The organism is uncultured Aliivibrio sp., from assembly GCF_946479765.1.
Lineage (GTDB): Bacteria > Pseudomonadota > Gammaproteobacteria > Enterobacterales > Vibrionaceae > Aliivibrio.
This window is the reverse complement of record NZ_CAMLHO010000016.1, coordinates 48,665-71,180: the sequence shown is the minus strand read 5'-3', so window position 1 is coordinate 71,180 and position 22,516 is coordinate 48,665. Positions and strand designations below refer to the sequence as shown.

The window sequence follows — 22,516 nt, the reverse complement described above, 5'->3', positions numbered from 1 at the left end:
TTAAACATAGGCACTAAAATAAACAACTAGATCTGTAATCAATATCAGAAAGTAAATCTATAGTAATGAAATTAACTTAGTGAATAAGACTATAAATAACATTAAATTCAGTTAAATATACGTTAATTTAGGGTGAAGGTCGCATTTTGCAAAAGAGAACTTCTTAACTCGGCAGTTTGAGACTTACGTATCAAATAGTGAAGGAAACAGATGATATAAAGACAAGATACACTTACATAAAGTAGGGGTTAATGATGTCATTATGATTCTGGAGTAGTATGCAAGACAATAATGCACGATTTCCCACGATAGCTAAAATTCTCATTCTTAGACAATTTTTATGGGGTGCCGCCTTCTATGGTGCCTCGCTATCTTACGGCATTCTCAATTGACTTACGTGCTGTGGCTATCTTATTAAGTGGAATATTAGCGGCTGTGATAGCAACAAAAATCGCCTTGCCTAAAGACATCGTATTTACCCCAGAAGTGGTGGAGACGGTATATACCAGTTATTTTTATATGCTAGCGCAAGTGGCAGCGTTTATGGCGGTGTTGACCTTAGGCTTATCTAAAGTGATTCAAAGATTAATCGCTCGTGGAGAAGCGTTAGAGGCAGAAGAAAAAGCGGGGAATTATCTTGTGCAATTACAGCTTAATTTATCTGCATTAACTTATTGATCTCATATTCTAAATTATCAAAATATGGGTTCCATGTGAGCCGAGCATAAGCCTTTCCTTCTTCTGGTTTACTTCCATGGCCAGGTAATAAAAGAACCTGTACATAGAACCCTTGTTCTGAAAATGTCGTCGCAAGATCACTAAAGCTATATGGAGAATCCCCTAGTCCGTGTACCAGTAGGATCGCTTTTTTTGAATTTCTATCGCCACGCTCAAAGGGCATGTTCATTGCTAACTCTTTTTCATGATCATCAGAGATAAAAGCCCGATGTTTAGAGATCCAATTTTTGGTTTCCGCTAAATACTGATCAAATGAGGGCTGAAGATAATTGTAATACTGTGCAGATAAATGCAAAGGTTTAGGGTTATTGGAAAAAACTGAGCACCCGACAGGAGCAAGCAACAACAAGCTGAGTGCCGTTAATCACATTCAGATCAAGATGCGCTAAGAAGAAGGTTTCATGCAGTGATTTAAACACCACCACTTTAGTATCTCGGTCATCTTTTAAAGAAAGTACATATTCATTAATTTCGTTGATTAGATTAATGGTTAATACATTCACTGGTGGGTTGTTGATAGCAACCGTTGCGATACCATTTTGGTTAGTGATTGATAATGTTTTCATAATGTACTTCCTCTAAATCGCCTATTGGCTAGTTAAATATAATTACGTTGAGAGGGCGTCCTCTCCGTCAGTGAGATAACTATAAGTAATCTATTAGGTGATAAAAATACCGTTATTGGCATAATATTGATGCTAATATTGCACCAATACTGTTTTTATTTATTCTCATGAGGCTCATATGGATTTTTCTAATCGCTTACTTTTATTGCTAGAAGTCACTGAACTTGGCTCTTTTACTAATGTTGCCGAGCAAAAGAACCTTGATCGCTCTGTTATTTCAAAGCAGATAAGTCGCTTAGAAGAAGAGTTAGGGGTTCGTTTACTTAACCGCACCACGCGCTCGTTATCATTAACAGCAGCAGGCAATGAAATGGTGAGCCAAGCAAAATTGTTACGTGACTTATTGAATAACACGCACCGTTTAGCGCAAAACTACCATTCAGAGCCTAGAGGGATGTTAAAGATCACCAGCTCAATGATGTTTGGCCGTCAGTACGTTCAAGATGCGATCTCTGTTTTTCAGAAACAATACCCTGATGTGAAGTGCGAGCTGAGATTAGAGGATAGAGTGGTTGATATCGTGCAAGAAGGTTTTGATATTGGTTTTCGTATTGGCAGACCAAAGAACTCCAGTTTGATCTCTCGTAAGATTGCCCGAAGTCGTTTGTTAATTGTCGCCTCACCTGATTTCATTCAGGAACACGGTCAGATAGAGACAATTGAAAAGCTAGAATCACTGCCAGCGACGATTTATGTCGCGCCTGGGTTACTCATTAATAAATTCAATTATCTTGATGAGAACGATATTGAGCAGCAGTTTCATCTAAATACCGCTTACAAAGTCAATGATGTTGAAATGGTAGTAAAAAGCGCACTGGCAGGAAATACGCTAGCAGTTGTTATCGCACAAATGATTGAAGATGAAATCATAGAAGGTAAGCTTATACCGATAATGACGCATTTGAATCTTGAGGACTTCGGAACTTTTTATGCCGTGTACCCACATCGAGATGCACCCATTAAAACCAAGCTATTTATTGATGTTTTAAAGTCAATTATTGGAGAGGATTCACCTGTGTGGGAACAAAATATTCCGAACTTTGCAAAGCTGTATGGGGGTAATAAGTAAATAATTGGTTTGACTTTAAATCATGATTTGCATGACTTAATGTGATTTTTAATCATAACTGTGTCACCTTGTAGTTAATTCATCGAGACAAAATGAGTGATACAAAGATGAATGTTATGAATCCTGAGAGAGTAATTATGAGCCTGAAAATAGTAGACGTGTCAGCCGAGCATGACAAAGAGTTAAGTCGAGTTATCAAATACGTAGGCGAAGAATACGGAGCCGTCGGTGAGGGCTTTGGTCCATCAGATGCCGAAGTTGATGAGATGAGTGCCTATTACACCAAAGAAAATCGCAGTCATTATTTGGTCGCGTTACTGGATGGAAAAGTCGTAGGAGGTTGCGGTCTTGCTCCCTTTGGTAATGACACAAATACCTGTGAATTAAAAAAACTGTTCTTGCTTGAAGAAAGCAGAGGGTTAGGCCTTGGAAAGCAACTTGCTATTGCGTGTTTAGCGTTTGGGAAAGAGCAGGGCTTTACTCAATGTTATCTTGATACGCTTTCTAATATGGTCGCGGCAGTGCGATTGTATGAAAAACTCGGCTTTGAGCATTTACCACAACCACTTGAAGATACTCTTCATGGTGCGTGTGATGTTTGGATGTTAAAACAACTGTAATCAAGTAACTGTTTGAGCTTCCACTACATAGTTATTATTTACCTTGGCACAGTAAATACCAGAATGACTCTGATCACCGTTGGTGCAGAGAGCAAAGTTTCTTACTGTTACAGCAGCATTTAAAAGAGACATATGAAGCGGGCCATCGCCATTTACATACAATGAATGGTGGTGGCGAGTAACTATAAGGTTGCTGTATTGGATCTGGTATCAAAGTGAATGCCACAGAATTACCGCCTTTAGTAACTAAATATCTACTATGTTCCTCCCTAATAGTGATAAAATCTCCGCCCCAGAATAACCGAGAAACTCTATGTTTATCCATCATGTTAACGGCATCGACTGGCTGGTGATTACAGCTTTTGAAGAACTGAAAACTTTATTTATCGAAGAAGCCGGAGCGATCTCCTTTTGCTTCTCTACCGCCTGCGAATTGAACCTGATTGATCAAGCCAAGCGCACTTATGGATATTTGCCTACACTCAGCGGCGTAATCACCGATACTGGCACTTTTCAAAGCCAGAATAACGAAGAAGATTTGAACCCACAGCTTGCTTGCCTAGTTGAGGGGCGTGGTCGGGTATTTATCTATCACGGCGGCTTTGTGGCGTTTGTGGATGACGAGCAAACTTTTATTACCCGAATGGACTGAAAATAGCGGTATTCCTAGCAAGGAGTGGAGCAATAACAAGTTAGATTATCACCGATAATTGTATATCTAGAAACGCTGTTGATGGGATGGAGGTTTGAACATTCTCTAGAAGCCAATAAAAATAACGTATTTGGATCATGCTCTGCCAGAGGGTAACTATGTTTAAGACGATTTGGTAAATCAGGGTTAGCAACAAATGGGCGACTAAAGCTGATCATGTTTGCTAAACCACTGGTTAATGCTTGTTCTGCTTTTTCGGTATTGTAGCGACCAGCGTAAATGATAATGCCTTTAAAAGCGTCACGAATAGCGTCTTTAAATTCTGTTGGTGTCTTGCGTCAGTGCCATTATCAATAAATACTTTTACGTTTTCTGTTTATGCTAAGGTTATTATTATTTTTTAATAAAATGTAATGATCTATAACTGGGAGGGGGGATATTTGGAATAGAGTTTGAATGTCGATGTGATTAAGACAAGAACTTTGGGTGCAATAAGTAAATTAGGCTATCATTCGTTACCTTCTAAATTTGATTGATGTTCTTATGCCTACCTTTTCTGTTTCACTGATCCCGACAGGGGTTCGATTTATGTTTCTTTCTGCGCTTGGATTTGCGCTCATGTCGGCATGCGTAAAATACGTGAGCAATTACGGCATTCCAGTCTTTGAAATTGTGGCAGCAAGGGCATTCGTTTCTTTGATCATTAGCTATGCAGATGTGAAACGAAAAGGCATTTCGATATGGGGGAACAATAAACCCTTACTTCTTGCTCGTGGGACAGTAGGCACAGCAGCGCTTATGTGTGTTTACTACGCAGTAACGACCTTGCCTTTGGCTGAAGCAACCATCTTACAATACGTCCATCCTATCTTTACCGCATTGCTCGGCGTCCTATTTCTTAAAGAACACATTCAAAAATCAACCATGATATGCATTGCGTTTTGTCTTGTGGGCTTGTTTGTTATGGTTCAGCCAAGCATGAACAGTGGCAGTACAAGTGAACTGCCTATTTTTAGTATCCTTGTTGCGTTGTGTGGTGCATTAGGAAGTTCGATTGCCTATGTGATAGTAAGAAAGCTCAGCCAAACAGAAGACAGCTCTGTGATCATATTTTATTTCCCATTAGTGGCATTACCTATCTCAAGCGTACTGATTTGGAATGACTTTGTATGGCCAAGTCTGTTCCTTACTATGATCCTGATTTTAATCGGCATCTTTACGCAGATAGGACAATATGGCCTTACCAAAGCAATGCAAACCCAAGCGGCGGGTAAAGCCTCTGCCTATTCTTATGTTCAGGTTGTGTTTTCTGCGTTATTAGGTGTTTGGGTATTTAATGAAATGCCATCAATGTGGACGTATCTTGGTGGTGGTTTGATTATTACGGGTGCGCTTATTAACGTATTTGGTAAGCAGTCAGTCTCTATTCTTAAGAAAAATAGCTCACTTAACTAAACGGGAGTTATTCGCACTGGTCAAATATGATTTTTTTATCCTTAAAATAATATTTTTATTCATATATGATTTGATACATAGTATTATTGCTATGTTTTAACCAAATATGAATTAATTTATCAGTTTTTCTATTCATATATTCATTTTTGATAAGAGGGTTGCTGTTATGGATACTAATGAAGCTCAAGTAAAGCTAACTTCGCTATATAATGAAATGCAGGGGCTTATCGATGAGATCACACAATTAAAAACAAACCCAAGCAGTAAACTCCGTCTTGATCATCAACATGCAGATCTAGACAAAATACTTCTAGAGAAAAGAAAGCAATTGGGCATTTCAATTGAAGATCTTGAACTGCAAACAGATATTTCTTTTTCAACGATACAGCGGATCTTAAAAGACCCTCATAATGCCAAGTTATCTAATGTTCTTAGCATTTGTAATGAATTAGGAGTGAAGTTATGGATAGAAAAGTAAATGTTTATCTGTATAAGCAACTCGCAGGGATATTAACTCAAAAAGACAATTGCTTTACTTTTACTTATAGCGAGAGTTATCGAGGAAAACCACTGTCTTTAAGCTTTCCCCTAAAAGAGAAAAGCTTTACAGAAGAGTACTTACATCCATTTTTTGCAAGCCTAGCCCCTGAAGGTTGGTTAAAAAAACGGTATTCAGAAATTCAAAAAATAGATGAAAACGATACGTTAGGCATGTTAATAAAAAATGGAAATAACCTAATTGGGGCAGTTCGTTTACAGAGGTTTGAAGAATAATGTATCCAGAAGATAAATGTTTAATCAGCCTGACTCCTTTAACGGATAAGAACCAGTTTCAAGATGAATATACCAAAGCAGGAATTAAATACTTAACGGCTGATCCAACAACAATAATGCGCCTACCTTTTACACGTAGCGGATTTATTACGGAGCAACCTAAAAAACAAAAAGGGATGAGTATTTCAGGGTATCAACCCAAGCTATCACTTGTTATCAATGAACAACAATTTGAAGTCGTAGAAAACGAAGCGCAGTACATCCTTAAGCCATCACCAGAAGAGTTTCCTCATTTAGCAGAAAATGAGCACGCCACTATGCTAGTGATGAAAGATTTAGGCTTTGATATACCGGAGTTTGGGCTCGTTCGATTTAAAAAAGATGAGCAAGGTAATGAAGAAAAAGCGTTTATTATTAAACGTTTTGATCGCAATGAAAACAAAGAACCGATCCATCAAGAGCAATTAGATGCGGCAATGAATATTGCGGAAAAGTACGGAAAAATCAAAGATGATGGCGAGAACTATGTGAGTTATGAGCGGATCTGGGATTTCCTTTCTGAAAACTTAGATAATACGTTACAACTTAAAAAAGATTTTTTTCGCCGAGTATTTGTTGCTTATCTATTGGGCAATAACGATTTACACCTTAGAAACTTTGGAATACTTCGCCCTGAAGTTGCAGAAGATAGTTTAGCCCCTATTTATGATTATGTATCAGTTGCGCCATATAAAGAATACATCAGTGACCGAATGGCATTACCGCTGCTTAAATTAGAGGAAGGGGGAGAGGTGCAAAGCAATGGCTTTGAGAAGCACTCGCACTACACTGGCTATGATTTTATTCAGTTTGGTAACGCCATGAACCTGAGCCAAAAAATGACAATTAAACTGATGGATGACGTACTAAAGCATAAGGATCGTATTTTAAATATATATCGAGAAAGTTTTATATCTAAAGAGCAATATAGTGCAATAGAGAAGTGGATAATTTCGATAGCGTTTTATGCACAAGATCGTGATGAGTACATCCCTTAACTCAACAATACCGTGATCTTGAACGTTAATATTTTTTATTATCAGCGAGTAAACGCTACCCCTAAGAAAAGTAATTTGAAATAAAATCAATGAAAGCACGAATGCGTTGAGGTTGGTGCTCACTATCTTTATAGACCATATACATAGGTAACTTCACCGTTTTATATTGTTCTAATATTTGCGTTAGTGAGCCCGATTTTAATTCGTGTTCCACCATCCATTTTGGCATTGCCGCTACGCCTTGTCCTAGTTTTGCCATTTGAACCAGCATCTCTGGGCTATCACTTCGTACTTGTTCTTTTATCTTAACTTTTTTATCTTCCCCATCATTGAAACGCCATAGGTTTGATGGTGTCGATAACGAATAAGTTAGGCATTGGTGTTGTGCTAAATCGTCTGAAACTTCGATAGGAGGATGTTTTTCTAAATAGTCAGGAGATGCAAAATAGGCGAGTTCATTATCCATTATCCATCGTGCTTTTAGCCCTGAATCTTTGAGGTAAGCGGCTCGAATAGCAATGTCTATGTCGCTCTCAACCAAATCAATAAACTTATCAGAAACCGACACATCAACAGAAAGATCGGGGTGTAAATTTAGGAACTCATGGAGTGGCTCAGAGAGCTTTTGAACACTAAAAGCACTAGGAACAGACAGCTTTAAAGTGCCAGAGATAGACGCTTGCTCCTGTCGTAATTGAGATTCAACAAGGTTCATTTCGTCAGTAAGTTTAAGCGCTAAACGTAAATATTGTTTACCACCTGTTGTTAGACTGATCGCTCGGGCATGACGGTGAAATAAGGTAATGCCTACTTGCTTTTCAAGCCATGCAATCTTTTTACTGACCGCGCTTTGAGTTGTATTGAGTTCGTTCGCAGCGGCAGTAAATGTACCTAAGCTAGCGACACGACTAAAGACTTTTAAACAATCAAACTTATCCATAAGTATTCCTATTTGGAATAGTAATAAGCCCAATATTAGTATTCTTCTATCCTAATTGGAATGCTTTAATGGCTCTATTGTTTATAGAGGAGTTAAATCATGTTGTTTATCCAAGGGTTATTAATCGCGTTTTTCTTGTTTGCTAGCTCAGTCAAAATGTTTGGTTGGGTAAAGGAGATATTTGAACCACAACTTGCCTTCTTTCATCGTTATGGCCTTAACCGTGCGGCAATGTTTGCTGTAGGTGTTATTGAAGCCACAGGTGCTATTGTTATGCTAGTGGGAATGTTTACAGCAAACCCAGAATTAAGTGCGATGGGTGCCAGTTTGATCACGCTAACTTCCATTGGGGCGATGTTCTTTCATTTTCGATTTGATACTTGGAAAGACGCGGTTCCATCAATGGTGACGTTAGTGTTGTCTCTTATTATTGCGTTACCGTTATTAGAGAGATTGATTTAGAGTAGTTTTGAGAAGCCTTTGAACATCAAACGTCATATTGTGAATGAAGCCAGTTCGATGCTTGCGAATATGCTGGTGGTGAGTGAAACACAGTTGTTTTGCCATACAACCCGAAGCCTTGCTCTGCAATATAAAAACACGCTTGGTTTGACCATTATTGAATCCCCAATTCGACTCAAGCGTATTCCATTTTACATGCAATGGCATAAATCGAACTCATCTTCCTCTACACATCAATGGCTTAGAGAAAGAATTAGAGACACGGTAAGAGTGTAGGTTGATGAAACAAAAAAGGCATTAGCAAATTTAACTCTGCTAATGCCTTTTTTGTATGTTGAGCGTTATTAACGCTTATTCAACGTCGCAATCAGTACAGCTTTGTAGAGCGATTTCGTGCTCAAATACCGCTACCTCGTTACCGTCTTTTAGCAACTCAGCGATTTCATCTGCAACTTCTTTCTCATCGTCTGCTTCAATTTGGTCTTCTAGCTCTTCTTCAGAGTAACCGTAGAAATTCAGCAATAAGTAATCACGAGCTTCAGCTTTAGTACAAGTCACGTTTACTGAAAGATCAGCTTCAACGCCTTCTTGCTCGATAATTGCAGCCGCTTGGGCTACGACATCATCTTTCATTGTTGCTGTTAACCAACCAAGATCAGTGTTTACTTTAGTTTTTTTACAGTTAAAACAAGGCAGTTTGTGAAAGTAATATTGAAAGTTAGTCATAGGTAATTTCTCTTTGAGTGTTGTATAGCAAGATTATGCGTATTTTTGGGGGAAATACTATCTTAATAGGGTTATTACCCTGAAACTAATTTTCTGCGGGATCAAAAGATAAGTAGGTGAACCTCTAGAGCATTAATCCAAAGATAGCGATATTTTACTGTGACACTCTTGCTGTCACTAAAGGATAAATGCGCCATAAGTGTGACACTTTCATCCAGAAAAGTGTCACAATTAAAAGAGTATTTGTCATGAATAGGTTTGAAATCCAACGCAATATCGAGCGAAGATAAAGAAGATTGTTAAACAAGTCATACTGACGCCGGAATCTCAACCTCTTGATATCATTGAATCGTTTATTAGCAATGAATAATAAACGGATAAGAAAAACAGTATCGCCCTTGCATTAGAGGAGCTAAGACGAATCCACGAGGGAGTATTGGCACGATACGGCCTAAGACCTTCTCAGCTAGAAAAGAGGCGTCAATTACATGGGTAATTAGCAACATCTAAAGAAATAAGGCCAGTGTGGAAGCTGGACAATAACCATGCGAAAAAGCCCAAACAACGTGCTTATTGCGGCCACGTTCATTATGTTTCTATTGGTCTTCATTGGTTTTTTTGTTGGCGCAGCGTGGGCAATGTAGTGAGTGCTTCGGGATAATTAAGGTTTTTTTTAAACAGATGTACTTTAGACGTTTAGTTTTAGAACAAAAAATGATAAACTGTATGGATATACAGCGGGGTAGGCATGACAAATAATACTGCTACAGCATTACAATACAATACTCTAGAATCCTTAGTCGATACAGTTGACGAAATCAGAATTCAAGCAAATGGATTTCTGGATGAAGATACAAGAGGCCAGAAGGGGCAGTTTATGACTCCAGCCTCTGCTGCACGAATTCTTTCTGGTATGTTTCGTAATCTCGACGGTGAAGTCAACATACTTGATGCGGGGGCCGGTGTAGGTTCGTTAACTACTTCACTTGTTGAACGCGCTTTACGTGAGTTTCAACCGACGTCAATCAGTGCTAACGCTTGGGAGTTGGAAAATGTTCTAGTTGAAAACATGAACCGGTCATTTGTACTTTGCAAAGAAGCTAGTGCTGAATCTCAAGTAGCTTGGAACTCTCAGGTAAACCAAATTGATTTCATTCAAAACGCAGTTGATATCTTAAAAGCACGTACAGCTGGGGAAGAAACCATTATGTTCAACAAAGCTATTTTGAATCCTCCTTACTTGAAGATTACAGCGGCCAGTGAAGAACGTAAAAATCTACGTAGCGTAGGTGTAGAAACTGGCAACTTGTACTCTTGCTTCGTTTCGCTTGCTTTAATGCTATTGGAAGATGGTGGCGAACTTGTCGCGATTACTCCACGTAGTTTTTGCAACGGTCCATACTTCAACGACTTCCGTCGTATCCTACTTGATGATAATAACCTAAGCAAACTTCATATATTCGAAAGCCGCACTAGAGCTTTCAAAGGCGATAAAGTTCTTCAAGAAAACGTTATTTTCCACATCGTAAAAGGTGAAGCTCAAGGTCATGTTGAGATTACATCAAGCACATGTGCAGACGATCCAGCGCCGATTGTTCGTATGGCTGAGTTCAATGAAGTAGTTAACCCGAATAACCCCGATCGCTTTATTCACATCGTTACTAACGGCGAGCAAGCTCGTATCGCAACTCGTATCGGTAGCATGCCTTGTTCACTAGAAGACCTTGGAATTGAAGCTAGCACTGGTAAAGTTGTCGATTTTCGTACTAAATCGAATCTACGTCATGACCCAGAAAAAGGCACAGTTCCGCTTATCTACCCGATGCACTTCAACAACTTCATGATTGAATATCCAGTTGAAAGTAAAAAGAAACCAAATGCTATTGTTTTGAATGACGATACAATAAAACAAATGGTCCCGAATGGTACTTACGTTCTAATCAAGCGTTTAACTTCTAAAGAAGAAACTCGAAGAATCGTTGCTGGTTTGTACACTGCTGATTTGGCCGATGTAGAAGTAGTTGGATTTGAGAACAAAACGAACTACTTCCACGCAGGTGGTCAACCGCTAGAAATGAAGTTTGCCAAAGGCCTATGGGTTTACTTGAACAGCAATATCGTTGACCAATACTTTCGCCAGTTCAATGGGCATACTCAAGTAAACGCTACTGATTTACGTACGCTCCGCTACCCTACTCGTGAACAGCTAATCACGATGGGTGAACAAGTAGAAATGTTCGAACAAGAATTATTTGATGGTCTAGTAGAAAACTTGTAAGACACCAGAAATAAAAAGCCGAGCGTAATGCTCGGCTTTTTTCAACCTTTGTAAATGTTGGATTTCCAGATAGTAACATCACACCCGTGGCTTTCTTTTTGTCTTGTTGCTTGTACTCGCCCTGTTTTTTCAATAATGCCTTGTCGTTTTGCTGCACTCATGATCGGACCTAGCCAACGAGCTTCTTTAGGCTTCTCTAGCCCGGCATCCCAAATATCATCGGGAGTAAATTCATCATTTACCTCTGCGACTCTAACCACTAGTGCAGAGCATGTATTCTCCAAGATTCTTTATTCATTTTTTACCTCAATTGTGTGAGTTTAAGTTATTGTTTTATATGCATGTTCCTTGATGGGTCCTCTTGTATCCATAGATACGTATCATCTGCTAAGTTTTTCAACGCTGATTGACGAGCTGCGGTTTTCTTCCATGTCAGGTACGTTGTAGTGAAACCAACGCCTGATTTCCCATTTCGTTTTGCAAACGCTTCTAGGCTTTGCTTCTTATGAATATCAACTTCACCATCACTAGTAACAGCTTCAATAACCCATAGATGATTAGTATCTCGATTCAACAGAAGTACATCTGGCATTGAATCTTCAATCGTAAGCTCAAGACCAGCAGCGGTTAACGTAGTTCGTTCTTCATCCGTAATACGGTCGCCGTCTCCATCATCTACGTAAACTACATCGTAACCTTCAAGAAAACGTGGAGCGTATACTTCATGACTTAAACGAATCAAACGACTATGAGGGGTTTCTATTGAGCCTGCTGTTTCTTGAGCTTGCGCAGCTTGGAGTGCTAATCGTTCACGTGTTACGTCTGCATCCATCCATGTCACTGCTAAAGTTTTCCACTCGTCTTCAGAAGCCAATAGAATACCCATGAAGTCAGGAGCTAAACGATATGCAGAATTTGCAGATTTAGCCACTGGGTGACCTGGGTTAAACTCTGCATTTGGGTTTAAGTAAACTTTCTCTATAGCACCGATTTCCCAAAGTGGTTTCAACCAGTAGTCACGGCCTTCACGGTCAAGCTTGATGTTTCTGCCACGCTGAAGAATACCAACGTGTGTACCTATATGAGCAACTGACGCGCCATCACAGAAACGAAGAGCTTGTTTTGCGGCTTTTTTGTACCAACTTATTTCATCGCATAAGAGTGAGTAAACAACATCAATCTTGTTGTCGTTAGACTGGTCAATTTCGGCTAGTACTTCATGTACTCGCTGCTTTGATACACCTTGATAGCTATCTGGCACAACTTGCTCTCCTGCCTCTTGTGCTACGTTTCTACGTGCAATCATATCGTCTTCGATGCTCATACTTAGATCTCATTTATTAAGAAAAGAAATATGTTAAGACGGTTACGTAATAAGTACCATTTAATTCCTTGAATTTACTTTAATTTATTGTTTAACCTATACTAATATTCTATGAGTTTGAGTATATTCGTCATACCTTTCAGCCAATCCTGTTCTATCTCGCGAATCTCCTTAAAGCAAACAACGCTTAAAGTCGATGGCTCGACAATGAAAGTTTTACCGCGTACGGTATAAGTGAACTGGTCTGAATCGAACCACTTTAAAGATGACCGAGAAATGGATTTTGAAACCTTTTAAGGCATCGGATTACAAGCCGCGCTAGATAACCCAGAAGACGGTTACGATAAAACCAATATTACGTGACGCTTGTTAGGCGACGGTGTTGAATAAAGTGTGAATAGGTTATTTTACCTATGACCTTCTACAATATGCTCATACTTATCGACTACAGATAATCCTAGTACATTTTTTTGTGCGGTTAATGCAACCTTTTGACCAATGGATATTTCCTGCCAAAATTTCTCTTTAACTCGTAGTTCTAAGCGAGGGTAATTAACGGATTGTACTGTAATAGGCGCTTCGGCCACTACGGTGTGCTTTTTCAATGACAGGGGTATTGATAATAAAAGGAGATCCAATTAAGGCATGCATGAGGTAATAACCGTAAAAAGTTGTATTGATGGTTTCTAAGAAAAACCAACCACAAATTATAAGCGGTATGAACAAAGGGGGGCCTATTGTTTCTATTATTTTATTCACTAGCTTCTGTATTCCCAAAATAGAGAGCACCAAACAAGATTACCCCAAAATCATCACATTAATGGTTACTCATAACAAACTCAGTAGGGAATAAGATGAAAAAGCAATTGATAACAGGGGTTCTAGCGTCATTACATTCAACGACAACCATGGCCAAAGAGTTTTTCCATATCGTGACTTAAAAATAGGACTTTATTTTTTCTCGTAACCACATATTTGCCGGGCTTTGTCGCTCTCGATTATGGGTGAGTAAGCGATAGTGAACAGGCTTGGACGTAAATGGACAATCTAGTACCTGTATATCCAGCTTATCGGCAAATGTTGTTGCGATACTTTCGGTCACCACCGCAATGCAATTACTAGTAGCAACCATAGACATTAGCGACACAAGAGACGTACATTCTGCGGCTACTTGTCGCTCGCTTAGTCGTTCCTCGGTAAAATAATCTGCCATGTAGGTATCTTCACGGCGTAATTTCCAAGTAATGTGTTTCTCGGCATAAAACTGCTCACGAGTAACACTGTCTTCTATTCTAGGGTGTCCTTTTCGTGCTATCAGTCGGATCTTATCTTCAAACAGTGGTTCGGTAAAAAACGAGTGTGTTGAATAGTTAGATACTTCAATAGCAAGATCGGCTTGATGTTGATTGAGCGCCTGGATCAGGGCTTCTTCATTAGAGTGCGTTGGCTGCAACTCAATAGTGACATTACCCAAGCTATTGTCAGCTTCTAATTTAGGTAACAGCATTAACATTACAGGCTCTGAGGTGTATATAACGAACTTGCGTGGGTACTGGGTCGAAAAACCCTCTAACCCTTCCAATGCGTTATTGATTTGAGCTAATGCGGGCTCAACATGACGAATTAATTCTTGTGCATGCTGCGTTGGAATAATCCCTCGACCGGATCGAATAAACAGCTGACTTCCCACTTGCTGTTGCAAACGCTTAAGTAAACCGCTTACTCCCGGTTGAGTTAATCCCATCTCTTCCGCGGCTAAGGTAATCGACTGGTGGCGATAAACCACCACAAACACTTTTAATAAGTTTAGATCTATATTTGAAACCATCCTTTCCTCAAACATAACATTTTGTGATGTGTTAAATACAGTTTCATGCATGTATTGCTATGTGTCAATACGCTAAATTAGCACCATACCAATACGAATTCCCAAAGGGGCTACTTATGAAAACTCGTTTTACTCTTTCAGTTCTTTCACTCTCTGTTATGGTTTCATTTGGCGCGGCAGCTAATGATTATGCATCTATTGATACTTACGAGGGAAAAGCGGCATCTACGTTCACCGAAAATGCAAATACCGCAGCGGCAAAGCTCCTTCCTTGGGAAGACACATCTGCGTTTAAACGTACTACTCGTGGTCTTATTGCTGAGTTTGGTACTCACGAAGCAGGCGAGCTTAAGAACCGTTTTGAATACATGGCTGATATGTCGGTTGAAGACTTACCACCCTCAGCAAACCCATCAATTTGGCGTCAAGGAATGCTAAATTACGCTGCAGGCGGTCTATATGAAGTGACGGATGGGGTATATCAAATTCGCGGTGCTGACTTATCAAACATGACGATCTACCGCACAGATAACGGTTATGTGATTCACGATCCACTTCTGTCTCGTCAAGCCGCAGCTGCTTCTTGGGAGTTCGCAAAACAGCATTTACCTGCGATTAATGGTGAGCACAAAATTACGGGCATGATCTACTCACACATGCACGCCGACCATTTTGGCGGTTCACGTGGTGTCTATGAATCAGGTGATTTTGCGAAAGATGCTGAAATCTACGCACCAAAAGACTTTATCAAAGAACTGGCTGATGAGAACGTCATCGCAGGCACTGCAATGGGTCGCCGTGCAAACTACCAATACGGTACAACCCTTGATACCAACACCAAAGGCATTGTAGATAACGCACTTGGCCTTGGCACATCACGTGGTGAAGTGACTTTAGTTACACCGACGATTGAGATCCAAGAGCGTGAAAACGTCATTAATATTGATGGGCTCGATTTCCACGCAATCAACATGCCGGGGGCTGAAGCGCCTGCTGAGATTGTGCTGTATGTACCAGAGTATCGCTCATTGAATACCGCTGAGCTTACTTACGACGGTATGCACAACATTTATACCTTCCGTGGTGCAAAAGTTCGTGATTCATTGGTGTGGACTAAATACTTAACTGAATTAAAAATGCGTTTTGTTGACAATGGGTTAGTAGACAATATTCACGCGGCACACTCAGCACCAGTATGGAATGATGCAGGCACTGACGTAAACGAAATTTCTGAGTATATAACGCTACAGCGTGACAACTATGGTTTCATTCATAACCAGTCGATGCGCTTAGCAAATCACGGTGTGACCATTCACGATGTGGGCCGTCAAATTGAAGAGATCGTTCCTCAATCTCAAATCGATACTTGGCACACGAACGGTTACCACGGTTCATACAGCCACAATGCGCGTGCAGTGGTAAACCTGTACCTTGGCTACCATGATATGAACCCTGTGAACACGAACCCATTGCAAACTAAAGATCAATCTTGTGTGTATGTGAATGCAGCAGGTGCAGACGTATTATATAAAGCGGGTATGACTCACTTTAATGCTGGCGAATATCAAGAATCGTCTCAACTGTTTAACGACCTAGTGCAATGTAATCCGAACAACATTGACTACCGTTTCGCACTCGCAGACAGCTTTGAACAGCAAGGTTACCAGTCTGAAACGATGGCGTGGCGTAACAGCTACTTGCAAGGTGCGGTTGAACTGCGTACTGGTGAGATCCAAGAGTCAATCAAGCTGGCTTCATCTGATGTAATTGCGAACACTCCAACAGGCATGTTCTTAGACTTTATAGCTGTGAGTTTGAACGCACCAAAAGCAGAAGCGGCAGGTCTTGACTTCAACTTTGGTGTTTACCACCCAGATCTTGGAGAGCGTTACTACGGTGAAGTGTCTAATGCGAATATGGCTAACATTGAAGTCGATAAGCTACCAAAGGTTGATTTTGAATTAATTATCAACAAAGCAGATTTCACAAAAGTCGTTCTTGGTGAGACAACACTAGAGGCATTATTCAAATCTGGTCAAGCGGGTGTGAAAGGCGATGCATCGCTGCTAGGGCAACTGTCTGGCTCACTAGATAAGTTTGATGGCATGTTTGAAATTCTACCAATGCCAAGCAAATAACATGTAATGATAAAACCGCTCTATTATGGGTAATGTAATGCCAGTCAGTTAAGTTGACTGGCATTTTTAGTTTTGTGGAGAGAGGGAGGGGCGTTTCAACAAAAATAGTATACGTTAAATCGTTTTTGGACAGATATGAGTTAGCCCTCTTGATTCAAAACTTTTCTGTCAGGTTAAGAAGTGTATCTTGAAGGCCTATGTCTGTTATATTTTTAAAGAGTGTGCAGCAATAAACTTTAAAAACTGTACCAATTCCATATTATTACAATCACTACGATTAACTAAATCATGATCAGATACTAAATTCGCCATCTTTTTAGCAAACAGTGGCTTAGGAGGTAACCATACAGCTGCTTCCTTCAAATGATTATATAGCGTCACCCCTGATTCTCTAGGAATTGAAAGTCTTTTTAAAATTAAGTTGGAGTCGCTGTCAAACTCTTCCAAGCACTCTGCTATTAGCTCGTTTGGATAGGTATTTTCAAGGTCTTCGCTAAAAGCAAAATAATCTTCATGATCGAATAACCTGCTTTTAACATGTTGCGTTAAACGGATATCTTTTCCATCTTTATCGATCTGCATGAGAACTTTAAAGCCTTTGCTTTTGAAGTAATTGATCATTTGGAAAATCTTCTTTTTATCACGATTGTCTTTGCCATCATAACTTTCGACATAAACGTTACCAATAAAACCAAGTTCTAGTTTAGAATACTGCTCTATAAACTCTTTTTCTGATGCTCCTTCAACCAGTAACATAAGTCTTTGAGTGCAGGTAAAATCGACTTGCTTCAGGTATTCACAAGATTTTTGTAACGTAATCTGCATATCTGTTGCCAAACCTAATAAACGCTTAGCTACTTGCTCTGTATACATTTCTTTAATAAAACCATGCTGCTGAAAGGCACCAACGTAATTCTCGGAATCAAATACAAATTTTGACAGGTAATATAACCCCGAAAGAAACTCGTTCTTCGAAGCATCAGAAAGTGTTTCAAACTCTATAGCAGAAATGTCTATGTACTCTTCTATGAAGCTTCTAACAACACCGCATTGAACTTCGTTATATAAATAGTCTGTATTCTCACGATTTTCTGAATACTTACAATACGATTTTCTACCGCATTTGAAGCAATCGAAGTAAGGACTCCACTCATCAACTAATTTCTTTTTGAGATGATTAGCTGAGATGTTTTCGCTAATTTCCATCTCTTCTGTACCATCGTAGTTGAATATTTTTAGCATATGTCTCCCTAGAATAGAAAAAGGAAAGGCGAAGAATTTTTGCACTATATTTTGAAAACCAAACTATTGACCAAATAAAATAGATTTATATGCCTTGCTCTGTGCGTTCAAACGACCTTGGTTTTATCCTTGTTCTACATAGTTTTCTTTCAACTAAGTTGGGTTTTCCGTTGTAATTATATTTTTAGACAAGTCTTTTAGCTTCTTAATAAATACATCCCAGTTATATCCCGCAATACCACCAATAGATAAATAGCCTAAAGTAGCGGTATTATGATCTTTAGTATCAAGTCCCCCAGATAACACCACTAGGCCACTTTGAATAATCGCAAATGCCAGAGTTCCAATGATCAGAGCTAGTAAAGGCGAAAACATGAAGCCCCAAAGGTGATCTCTATCAAAAACTTTTTCTATTGCTTGGTATCTGTGAAAAGACACAATAGCTAGAAGTGTTCCTCCTAATACAGCTCCAACTTGTGTAAAAAGTAACGAAATAGCAATGTTTGGCAAAGAATGACCTTTGTCGATATCCCATAAGTTTGAAATACTAGAAAAATCAGATACCCAACCGTCGATAAGTAGCCAGATAGTCCCTAAAGTACAAACAAAAATATACGGGGGGACTAGATATACTAAAGGCCCACCGTTGTTTTTTTGAGATACAATTTCATTTACATCATTGGTGTTGGGATCACTCATTTATTATCCTTTAGTTCTTTCTCAGCGTAATATACTTTCTTACATATCGAATTAAACGACTAGTTCTTCAAAGAAGCTAACTGTAATAGGTGCTTCACTATCAGAGTTGCAATACGAAATAGGTACGGTTTGCTTAAACAGCAACACGACTCTCAATTCATCAATAGATTCGAGCTTCAAATAGTCTTTTAACTTATCAATCTTTTCGTCCAAAATGTGAAAGCGATCTATGTGTTTCCTTAAGCGATCAGGTTTACCATTTGATCTGTTCACACCTCGAAATTCGTATATTTGTTTTGCTATTTCACCTTGAGTTTTGGCAAATTCTAAATCTTTACATTCAACAAGATAGACAACTTTTTTAGATGGGTTCCATGCTAATACATCAACATCCCCGAAATCTTTATCAGTTCTCTCATTAAGAATCTTGCTAATTTTCACATCAGCTTCCACTTTCCAGCCCAAATTGCTGAATTTATCAGCCGCTTCTTGATTGAAGCTATGTCCTGATTTATTTCGTTGCTCTCCAATCCATTTCTTCATCACTTGTGTATTGAAGAATGAACCATCCAACGAGGCATCATATGAATTAGCTAGGCAATACAAAACACCTCTACGTATCAAGCTTGGTGAAACAATCACTTTATCTTCAAGTATTATTAATGGTCTTGACGTTAGAGATAACTTGCGTCGAAATCTCCATGGAGAAATGTCACCAACACGAAAACCTGAAGTTAAATCCATCCAACCCGGCCTTCTAGGTAGAGTGAATCGGTCCATAAAAGCTTTTAATGCTATGTCGGAGATACCATGCGCGCTTGCTTGGTAAAATAATTCTGAACATGTTAGTTCATAGACTGCTTCATTTCTATCTAGCCCAATGTTTTCAAATATATCTAGAATTTTTCTAGCTTCATCGATAGATATTCCAAATTCTTGATACCAAGCATATTCAAATTCTTGTCCTAATAGTCCCTCCACTTTTTCATGAACTTTTGGTTCTGAGAAATGATCATCATACTTCTCAGATGCATGATCTATCATCACAGTCTGAACCAACTTACTATAAGGGTTTATCACAGTATCATATGAAGTGTGATCAAACTGAACATCACCATATGTGGAAAGTCTTAAATGAGGTTTTACTAGCTCATACATTATGGCATCGGACAAGTTGCCATACTGGAAAATAGCCGTCGCGTAAGTTATGAGCTTAGCGACATCCAGCTTGTTCGGAACTTTTCCTCCATGCTCTAAAGATTCACAGATAGCCATTTCAATAATAATCCTAGACCCTGTAAGTGCAGCATTATTTGATGAAATCCGCTCCAGTGCTACTGAATATACATCATCTTTATCACTATGAAGCCCTAACATAGCTTTAAAAGTCCGTTGCCAATGCTCGATATCTGCCTCTACAGCGGCATGGTTTTCAAGTAAGAAAAGAATGAGTGCTTTCTTGTTAAAAGATGCTAAATTGGATTGAATTTCCTTCCAAAGATTTAAAGTTAAGTTTTGCAAGTATTGAGTACATTCAGATTTGCCATAGATATTGCATGGTTCAGTATGACTATTTGTTATCCATGCGAGACCTATTTTAATGGTTGCATCATCGAAACGGTCTAAAGCTAGGGGTTTAGGTAAGCTCATTTTTACGTGGTCAAGGAAGGACTGAGCTGTGAGCATGTGAACCTCTTTACCGTAATTATCTACAAAAATACGGTTCAGAATCGTCTCAACTAACTTCTCATTATCATCACTTTCAATAGACTTTCTTGTAAATGCAGTAAGCAATGACTTTATGATTCTTCTTTCGGCTGTGTTATCAGCTCGATGAAATGCAAGAAAATAGTTTTTTAAAAACTTACAGGTTATGTTCAATAAGCCATTTTCTATAGATACAGAAGACTCTATTAAAGTGTTTAGTTCCTCAGGAAAAAGCACTTGAGAAATCTCTGTCGGAACATCTACATCTTCAAATTCAACCCTAAAACAAACCTTAGCGTATGATGAAGAGTAGCCCAACTCAGATAGAGCTAAGTCAGCCCTGCATATCCAATTACAGATGCCATGCCACAATCGATATAAAAGGTCCTTATTATGATTTTCAGCATGTATAGGAGTACACCACCAAGAACACAATTTACCTTCAATTAGGGCTAGTAGCTGACCGTTTTCAAGGTTATCTACTGACGCATAAATTGGCTTGAAGCGATCTTCTCTGAAATAACTGCCCGCAGTCAACCTTCTTATAGAAACTACTTCACCATATGGGTTTAAAACTCTATGTATATCTTCTTCATTTTGTACTTCCCACCTAACATCTAACAAAGCATTTTGCGTAATCATCATAAACAACGATGAAGTACCAATGTCTTCATCTAAGGTCGAATGAGGGATAATATCAAAATCGTTACCTTTGGCCCATCCATATAAGTTAAGTAAGCCGTTTACATTTTGTGTATGGACCCCTGCTTCAAGAGCTCTATTTTTGGCTTCAATAAGTCGCCAAAAAGTAAGTGGATTTATACTAGTAATTCGATTGAAAGTATCCAAATCTGGTGCTGATACAAATTCTAAATCCCAATTATTAAGTTCCGAAAGACGTTCAATTGATAACATAACTGAACGGCCCCAACCACAGCCAACAAGGATAGTAAGGCCGCTCTCGAATCCATCCATTTTGGAAGAATAGTTGTGTGCTTTTTCTATCCTTACAGCAATAGTTCTTTCTAAGTCGATATCAGGAACTGATGCACTATTAACAACACCGTTCTGATAGGCATTAAAGTCATCAAAAAACAGTATGAAGTGGATATATCTATAGGGATCAATACCAATTAGTGCTTCTGCACCAACAATTCTTCCACTTGAGGTTTTTATCGGTGAAAATGGCGTATTACTTATTTTTCCAAGTAATCGTGAGTGTTCAGAAAAAAAAGTAACGTACTTGTATTGCAATGAATGCTCTAAATGCCTCAGAAAGCTAAACTTATCGGCTTGTTCTATTACAAACAGACGAATTGCAACACTTACAGCAGTTGGTAAAGCTAATACATATTTACTGTCTTTTGTCTTATAAATGGGCTTACGTTCTAGTGAGGAGTTGCCAAAAGTTTCATTAGCGAGTGCAATGATATCTGAATCGTCAATTATAAATGGTTTGAGGTCATCCTCAGAGACTCCCAATCGACTTAAGAGATCTAACGAAAAGCAGACCATATTATGTTGTTTTGTCGATATGTAAGAATTAAAATCCCATTCTGATTTGGGGCTGTCACAACCTTTTTGGTAACGCTTTAAATCTGTTGTTTTAATAGACTCATTAGACAAAGTTAGAATCGCTCTTACCGAGTTTTTCATACTCAAAAAAGGCTCTGAATTTGGCATCTCATCTATTAGGTCGGTAAAGATTTGAGTATAGAAACAGGAACTCTCCCAAAGTCCATTGAGGAACATATATGACCCTTTGAGCGAGTTAGCTATCCCGACCATTGTATCTTCAGCAGGATCTTCCCATGAACCAATATACGTAGAATGAATACCATTAAATAATCGATTTAGCTCGCTTCCTTCCAAAGTTTTCTGCCCACTATGAGAGAGAAACAATTGATGAATCATTGCTTCGGTAGTCATTAAGTTACTATGCAGTTCTTGCTCGTATAGTAGCCCAGCTAACTTGATAAGCGAATCTTCAAAATCATAACCATCGATTAACTCACCGATATTATGCTCTGCTCTAAGCTGACCAAAAGTCGGGCTCATCATTTGTTGAGCTGCATTTAAAAGACCTAACTGGGAAAGATCCAAATCATCTATATTCATACATACAATTCTTAATTTTAGTTATTCGAAGTATTTTTGTTACCGAACAATACTTAACTCAAGTTGATCTACAACATGAGGAA

At 38.9% G+C, this 22,516-nt stretch carries 21 protein-coding genes and 3 pseudogenes; 12 read left to right on the top strand and 12 right to left on the bottom strand.

Going from position 1 to position 22,516, the window contains the following annotated elements:
• Positions 1-357 precede the first annotated feature (357 nt).
• Positions 358-678 (top strand): annotated as a pseudogene (locus Q1K78_RS08315) (MFS transporter); the annotation flags it as partial.
• On the opposite strand, the gene Q1K78_RS08310 reads toward Q1K78_RS08315, so the two are convergent.
• Both Q1K78_RS08310 and Q1K78_RS08305 read right to left on the bottom strand, forming a co-directional pair.
• A complete protein-coding gene (locus Q1K78_RS08310; protein WP_300176697.1) occupies positions 653-907 on the bottom strand; it encodes a hypothetical protein in 255 nt (84 codons plus the stop codon). The pseudogene Q1K78_RS08315 and the gene Q1K78_RS08310 sit on opposite strands and share 26 nt — an antisense overlap.
• Positions 908-1,088: 181 nt before the next feature.
• Positions 1,089-1,304 (bottom strand): annotated as a pseudogene (locus tag Q1K78_RS08305) (enoyl-CoA hydratase-related protein); the annotation flags it as partial.
• Between the two features lie 178 nt (positions 1,305-1,482).
• Between Q1K78_RS08305 and Q1K78_RS08300 the strand changes: the two are divergent.
• The 3 genes from Q1K78_RS08300 (at position 1,483) to Q1K78_RS08290 (ending at position 3,705) form a co-directional block, all read left to right on the top strand.
• Positions 1,483-2,433 (top strand): LysR family transcriptional regulator, encoded by a 951-nt coding sequence (locus Q1K78_RS08300; RefSeq protein WP_300176694.1) that lies wholly within the window; start codon positions 1,483-1,485, stop codon positions 2,431-2,433.
• Between the two features lie 137 nt (positions 2,434-2,570).
• Positions 2,571-3,053, top strand: coding sequence for a GNAT family N-acetyltransferase (locus Q1K78_RS08295; protein WP_300176689.1), 483 nt, complete (start codon positions 2,571-2,573; stop codon positions 3,051-3,053).
• A gap of 313 nt (positions 3,054-3,366) precedes the next feature.
• Complete coding sequence (locus Q1K78_RS08290; protein ID WP_300176686.1) at positions 3,367-3,705, top strand: cytosolic protein; 339 nt, start codon at positions 3,367-3,369, stop codon at positions 3,703-3,705.
• Between the two features lie 14 nt (positions 3,706-3,719).
• Here Q1K78_RS08290 and Q1K78_RS08285 read toward each other — a convergent pair.
• Positions 3,720-4,037 (bottom strand): annotated as a pseudogene (locus tag Q1K78_RS08285) (hypothetical protein); the annotation flags it as partial.
• Positions 4,038-4,248: 211 nt separating this feature from the next.
• Here Q1K78_RS08285 and Q1K78_RS08280 point away from each other — a divergent pair.
• The 4 genes from Q1K78_RS08280 (at position 4,249) to Q1K78_RS08265 (ending at position 6,971) form a co-directional block, all read left to right on the top strand.
• On the top strand, positions 4,249-5,160 hold the full coding sequence (locus Q1K78_RS08280; protein WP_300176683.1) for a DMT family transporter: 912 nt from the start codon (positions 4,249-4,251) through the stop codon (positions 5,158-5,160).
• 166 nt (positions 5,161-5,326) lie between these two features.
• A complete protein-coding gene (locus tag Q1K78_RS08275; protein WP_300176680.1) occupies positions 5,327-5,638 on the top strand; it encodes a helix-turn-helix transcriptional regulator in 312 nt (103 codons plus the stop codon).
• Positions 5,623-5,934: a HipA N-terminal domain-containing protein gene (locus Q1K78_RS08270; protein ID WP_300176677.1), complete on the top strand. Its 312-nt coding sequence runs from the start codon at positions 5,623-5,625 to the stop codon at positions 5,932-5,934. The genes Q1K78_RS08275 and Q1K78_RS08270 overlap by 16 nt, the downstream gene beginning before the upstream one ends.
• On the top strand, positions 5,934-6,971 hold the full coding sequence (locus Q1K78_RS08265) for a type II toxin-antitoxin system HipA family toxin (protein WP_300176674.1): 1,038 nt from the start codon (positions 5,934-5,936) through the stop codon (positions 6,969-6,971). Before Q1K78_RS08270 ends, Q1K78_RS08265 begins: the two co-directional genes overlap by 1 nt.
• Before the next feature lie 61 nt (positions 6,972-7,032).
• Here the strand turns inward: Q1K78_RS08265 and Q1K78_RS08260 are convergent, their stop codons facing one another.
• Positions 7,033-7,911 carry a LysR family transcriptional regulator gene (locus Q1K78_RS08260; RefSeq protein WP_300176671.1) on the bottom strand — a complete coding sequence of 293 codons (879 nt, stop codon included), beginning with the start codon at positions 7,909-7,911 and terminating at the stop codon, positions 7,033-7,035.
• Positions 7,912-8,010: 99 nt separating this feature from the next.
• Here Q1K78_RS08260 and Q1K78_RS08255 point away from each other — a divergent pair, with 99 nt between their 5' ends.
• Positions 8,011-8,373: a DoxX family protein gene (locus Q1K78_RS08255; protein WP_300176668.1), complete on the top strand. Its 363-nt coding sequence runs from the start codon at positions 8,011-8,013 to the stop codon at positions 8,371-8,373.
• An 18-nt stretch (positions 8,374-8,391) separates the two neighbouring features.
• Positions 8,392-8,649, top strand: a complete 258-nt coding sequence (locus Q1K78_RS08250; RefSeq protein WP_300176665.1) for a hypothetical protein — start codon at positions 8,392-8,394, stop codon at positions 8,647-8,649.
• A gap of 75 nt (positions 8,650-8,724) precedes the next feature.
• Here the strand turns inward: Q1K78_RS08250 and Q1K78_RS08245 are convergent, their stop codons facing one another.
• Positions 8,725-9,099, bottom strand: a complete 375-nt coding sequence (locus Q1K78_RS08245; protein WP_300176663.1) for a hypothetical protein — start codon at positions 9,097-9,099, stop codon at positions 8,725-8,727.
• Positions 9,100-9,847: 748 nt separating this feature from the next.
• Between Q1K78_RS08245 and Q1K78_RS08240 the strand changes: the two genes are divergently transcribed.
• The gene (locus Q1K78_RS08240; RefSeq protein ID WP_300176659.1) at positions 9,848-11,377 is read left to right on the top strand and encodes an Eco57I restriction-modification methylase domain-containing protein; all 1,530 of its coding nucleotides are present in this window, start codon (positions 9,848-9,850) and stop codon (positions 11,375-11,377) included.
• Positions 11,378-11,418: 41 nt separating this feature from the next.
• Here Q1K78_RS08240 and Q1K78_RS08235 read toward each other — a convergent pair whose 3' ends face one another.
• From Q1K78_RS08235 to Q1K78_RS08220, 4 genes are all read right to left on the bottom strand, one after another.
• Positions 11,419-11,661, bottom strand: a complete 243-nt coding sequence (locus tag Q1K78_RS08235) for a hypothetical protein (RefSeq protein ID WP_300176656.1) — start codon at positions 11,659-11,661, stop codon at positions 11,419-11,421.
• A gap of 41 nt (positions 11,662-11,702) precedes the next feature.
• Complete coding sequence (locus tag Q1K78_RS08230; protein ID WP_300176653.1) at positions 11,703-12,701, bottom strand: BsuBI/PstI family type II restriction endonuclease; 999 nt, start codon at positions 12,699-12,701, stop codon at positions 11,703-11,705.
• A 407-nt stretch (positions 12,702-13,108) separates the two neighbouring features.
• Positions 13,109-13,288 (bottom strand): hypothetical protein, encoded by a 180-nt coding sequence (locus Q1K78_RS08225; RefSeq protein ID WP_300176650.1) that lies wholly within the window; start codon positions 13,286-13,288, stop codon positions 13,109-13,111.
• A 350-nt stretch (positions 13,289-13,638) separates the two neighbouring features.
• Complete coding sequence (locus Q1K78_RS08220; protein WP_300176647.1) at positions 13,639-14,529, bottom strand: LysR family transcriptional regulator; 891 nt, start codon at positions 14,527-14,529, stop codon at positions 13,639-13,641.
• A 116-nt stretch (positions 14,530-14,645) separates the two neighbouring features.
• Here Q1K78_RS08220 and Q1K78_RS08215 point away from each other — a divergent pair, with 116 nt between their 5' ends.
• A complete protein-coding gene (locus Q1K78_RS08215) occupies positions 14,646-16,667 on the top strand; it encodes an alkyl sulfatase dimerization domain-containing protein (protein ID WP_300176644.1) in 2,022 nt (673 codons plus the stop codon).
• A gap of 204 nt (positions 16,668-16,871) precedes the next feature.
• Here Q1K78_RS08215 and Q1K78_RS08210 read toward each other — a convergent pair whose 3' ends face one another.
• The 3 genes from Q1K78_RS08210 to Q1K78_RS08200 form a co-directional block, all read right to left on the bottom strand.
• The gene (locus tag Q1K78_RS08210; protein WP_300176642.1) at positions 16,872-17,909 is read right to left on the bottom strand and encodes a hypothetical protein; all 1,038 of its coding nucleotides are present in this window, start codon (positions 17,907-17,909) and stop codon (positions 16,872-16,874) included.
• Positions 17,910-18,062: 153 nt separating this feature from the next.
• Positions 18,063-18,608, bottom strand: a complete 546-nt coding sequence (locus tag Q1K78_RS08205; protein WP_300176639.1) for a hypothetical protein — start codon at positions 18,606-18,608, stop codon at positions 18,063-18,065.
• 51 nt (positions 18,609-18,659) lie between these two features.
• Positions 18,660-22,433, bottom strand: a complete 3,774-nt coding sequence (locus Q1K78_RS08200; protein WP_300176636.1) for a hypothetical protein — start codon at positions 22,431-22,433, stop codon at positions 18,660-18,662.
• Positions 22,434-22,516 lie beyond the last annotated feature (83 nt).

What these genes read in the sequence shown, in the direction of transcription:
- Q1K78_RS08310 (WP_300176697.1), bottom strand. Translation starts at nt 907, where the DNA reads ATGAACATGCCCTTTGAGCGTGGCGATAGAAATTCAAAAAAAGCGATC.
- Q1K78_RS08300 (WP_300176694.1), top strand. Translation starts at nt 1,483, where the DNA reads ATGGATTTTTCTAATCGCTTACTTTTATTGCTAGAAGTCACTGAACTT.
- Q1K78_RS08295 (WP_300176689.1), top strand. Translation starts at nt 2,571, where the DNA reads ATGAGCCTGAAAATAGTAGACGTGTCAGCCGAGCATGACAAAGAGTTA.
- Q1K78_RS08290 (WP_300176686.1), top strand. Translation starts at nt 3,367, where the DNA reads ATGTTTATCCATCATGTTAACGGCATCGACTGGCTGGTGATTACAGCT.
- Q1K78_RS08280 (WP_300176683.1), top strand. Translation starts at nt 4,249, where the DNA reads ATGCCTACCTTTTCTGTTTCACTGATCCCGACAGGGGTTCGATTTATG.
- Q1K78_RS08275 (WP_300176680.1), top strand. Translation starts at nt 5,327, where the DNA reads ATGGATACTAATGAAGCTCAAGTAAAGCTAACTTCGCTATATAATGAA.
- Q1K78_RS08270 (WP_300176677.1), top strand. Translation starts at nt 5,623, where the DNA reads ATGGATAGAAAAGTAAATGTTTATCTGTATAAGCAACTCGCAGGGATA.
- Q1K78_RS08265 (WP_300176674.1), top strand. Translation starts at nt 5,934, where the DNA reads ATGTATCCAGAAGATAAATGTTTAATCAGCCTGACTCCTTTAACGGAT.
- Q1K78_RS08260 (WP_300176671.1), bottom strand. Translation starts at nt 7,911, where the DNA reads ATGGATAAGTTTGATTGTTTAAAAGTCTTTAGTCGTGTCGCTAGCTTA.
- Q1K78_RS08255 (WP_300176668.1), top strand. Translation starts at nt 8,011, where the DNA reads ATGTTGTTTATCCAAGGGTTATTAATCGCGTTTTTCTTGTTTGCTAGC.
- Q1K78_RS08245 (WP_300176663.1), bottom strand. Translation starts at nt 9,099, where the DNA reads ATGACTAACTTTCAATATTACTTTCACAAACTGCCTTGTTTTAACTGT.
- Q1K78_RS08240 (WP_300176659.1), top strand. Translation starts at nt 9,848, where the DNA reads ATGACAAATAATACTGCTACAGCATTACAATACAATACTCTAGAATCC.
- Q1K78_RS08230 (WP_300176653.1), bottom strand. Translation starts at nt 12,701, where the DNA reads ATGAGCATCGAAGACGATATGATTGCACGTAGAAACGTAGCACAAGAG.
- Q1K78_RS08220 (WP_300176647.1), bottom strand. Translation starts at nt 14,529, where the DNA reads ATGGTTTCAAATATAGATCTAAACTTATTAAAAGTGTTTGTGGTGGTT.
- Q1K78_RS08215 (WP_300176644.1), top strand. Translation starts at nt 14,646, where the DNA reads ATGAAAACTCGTTTTACTCTTTCAGTTCTTTCACTCTCTGTTATGGTT.
- Q1K78_RS08210 (WP_300176642.1), bottom strand. Translation starts at nt 17,909, where the DNA reads ATGCTAAAAATATTCAACTACGATGGTACAGAAGAGATGGAAATTAGC.
- Q1K78_RS08205 (WP_300176639.1), bottom strand. Translation starts at nt 18,608, where the DNA reads ATGAGTGATCCCAACACCAATGATGTAAATGAAATTGTATCTCAAAAA.
- Q1K78_RS08200 (WP_300176636.1), bottom strand. Translation starts at nt 22,433, where the DNA reads ATGAATATAGATGATTTGGATCTTTCCCAGTTAGGTCTTTTAAATGCA.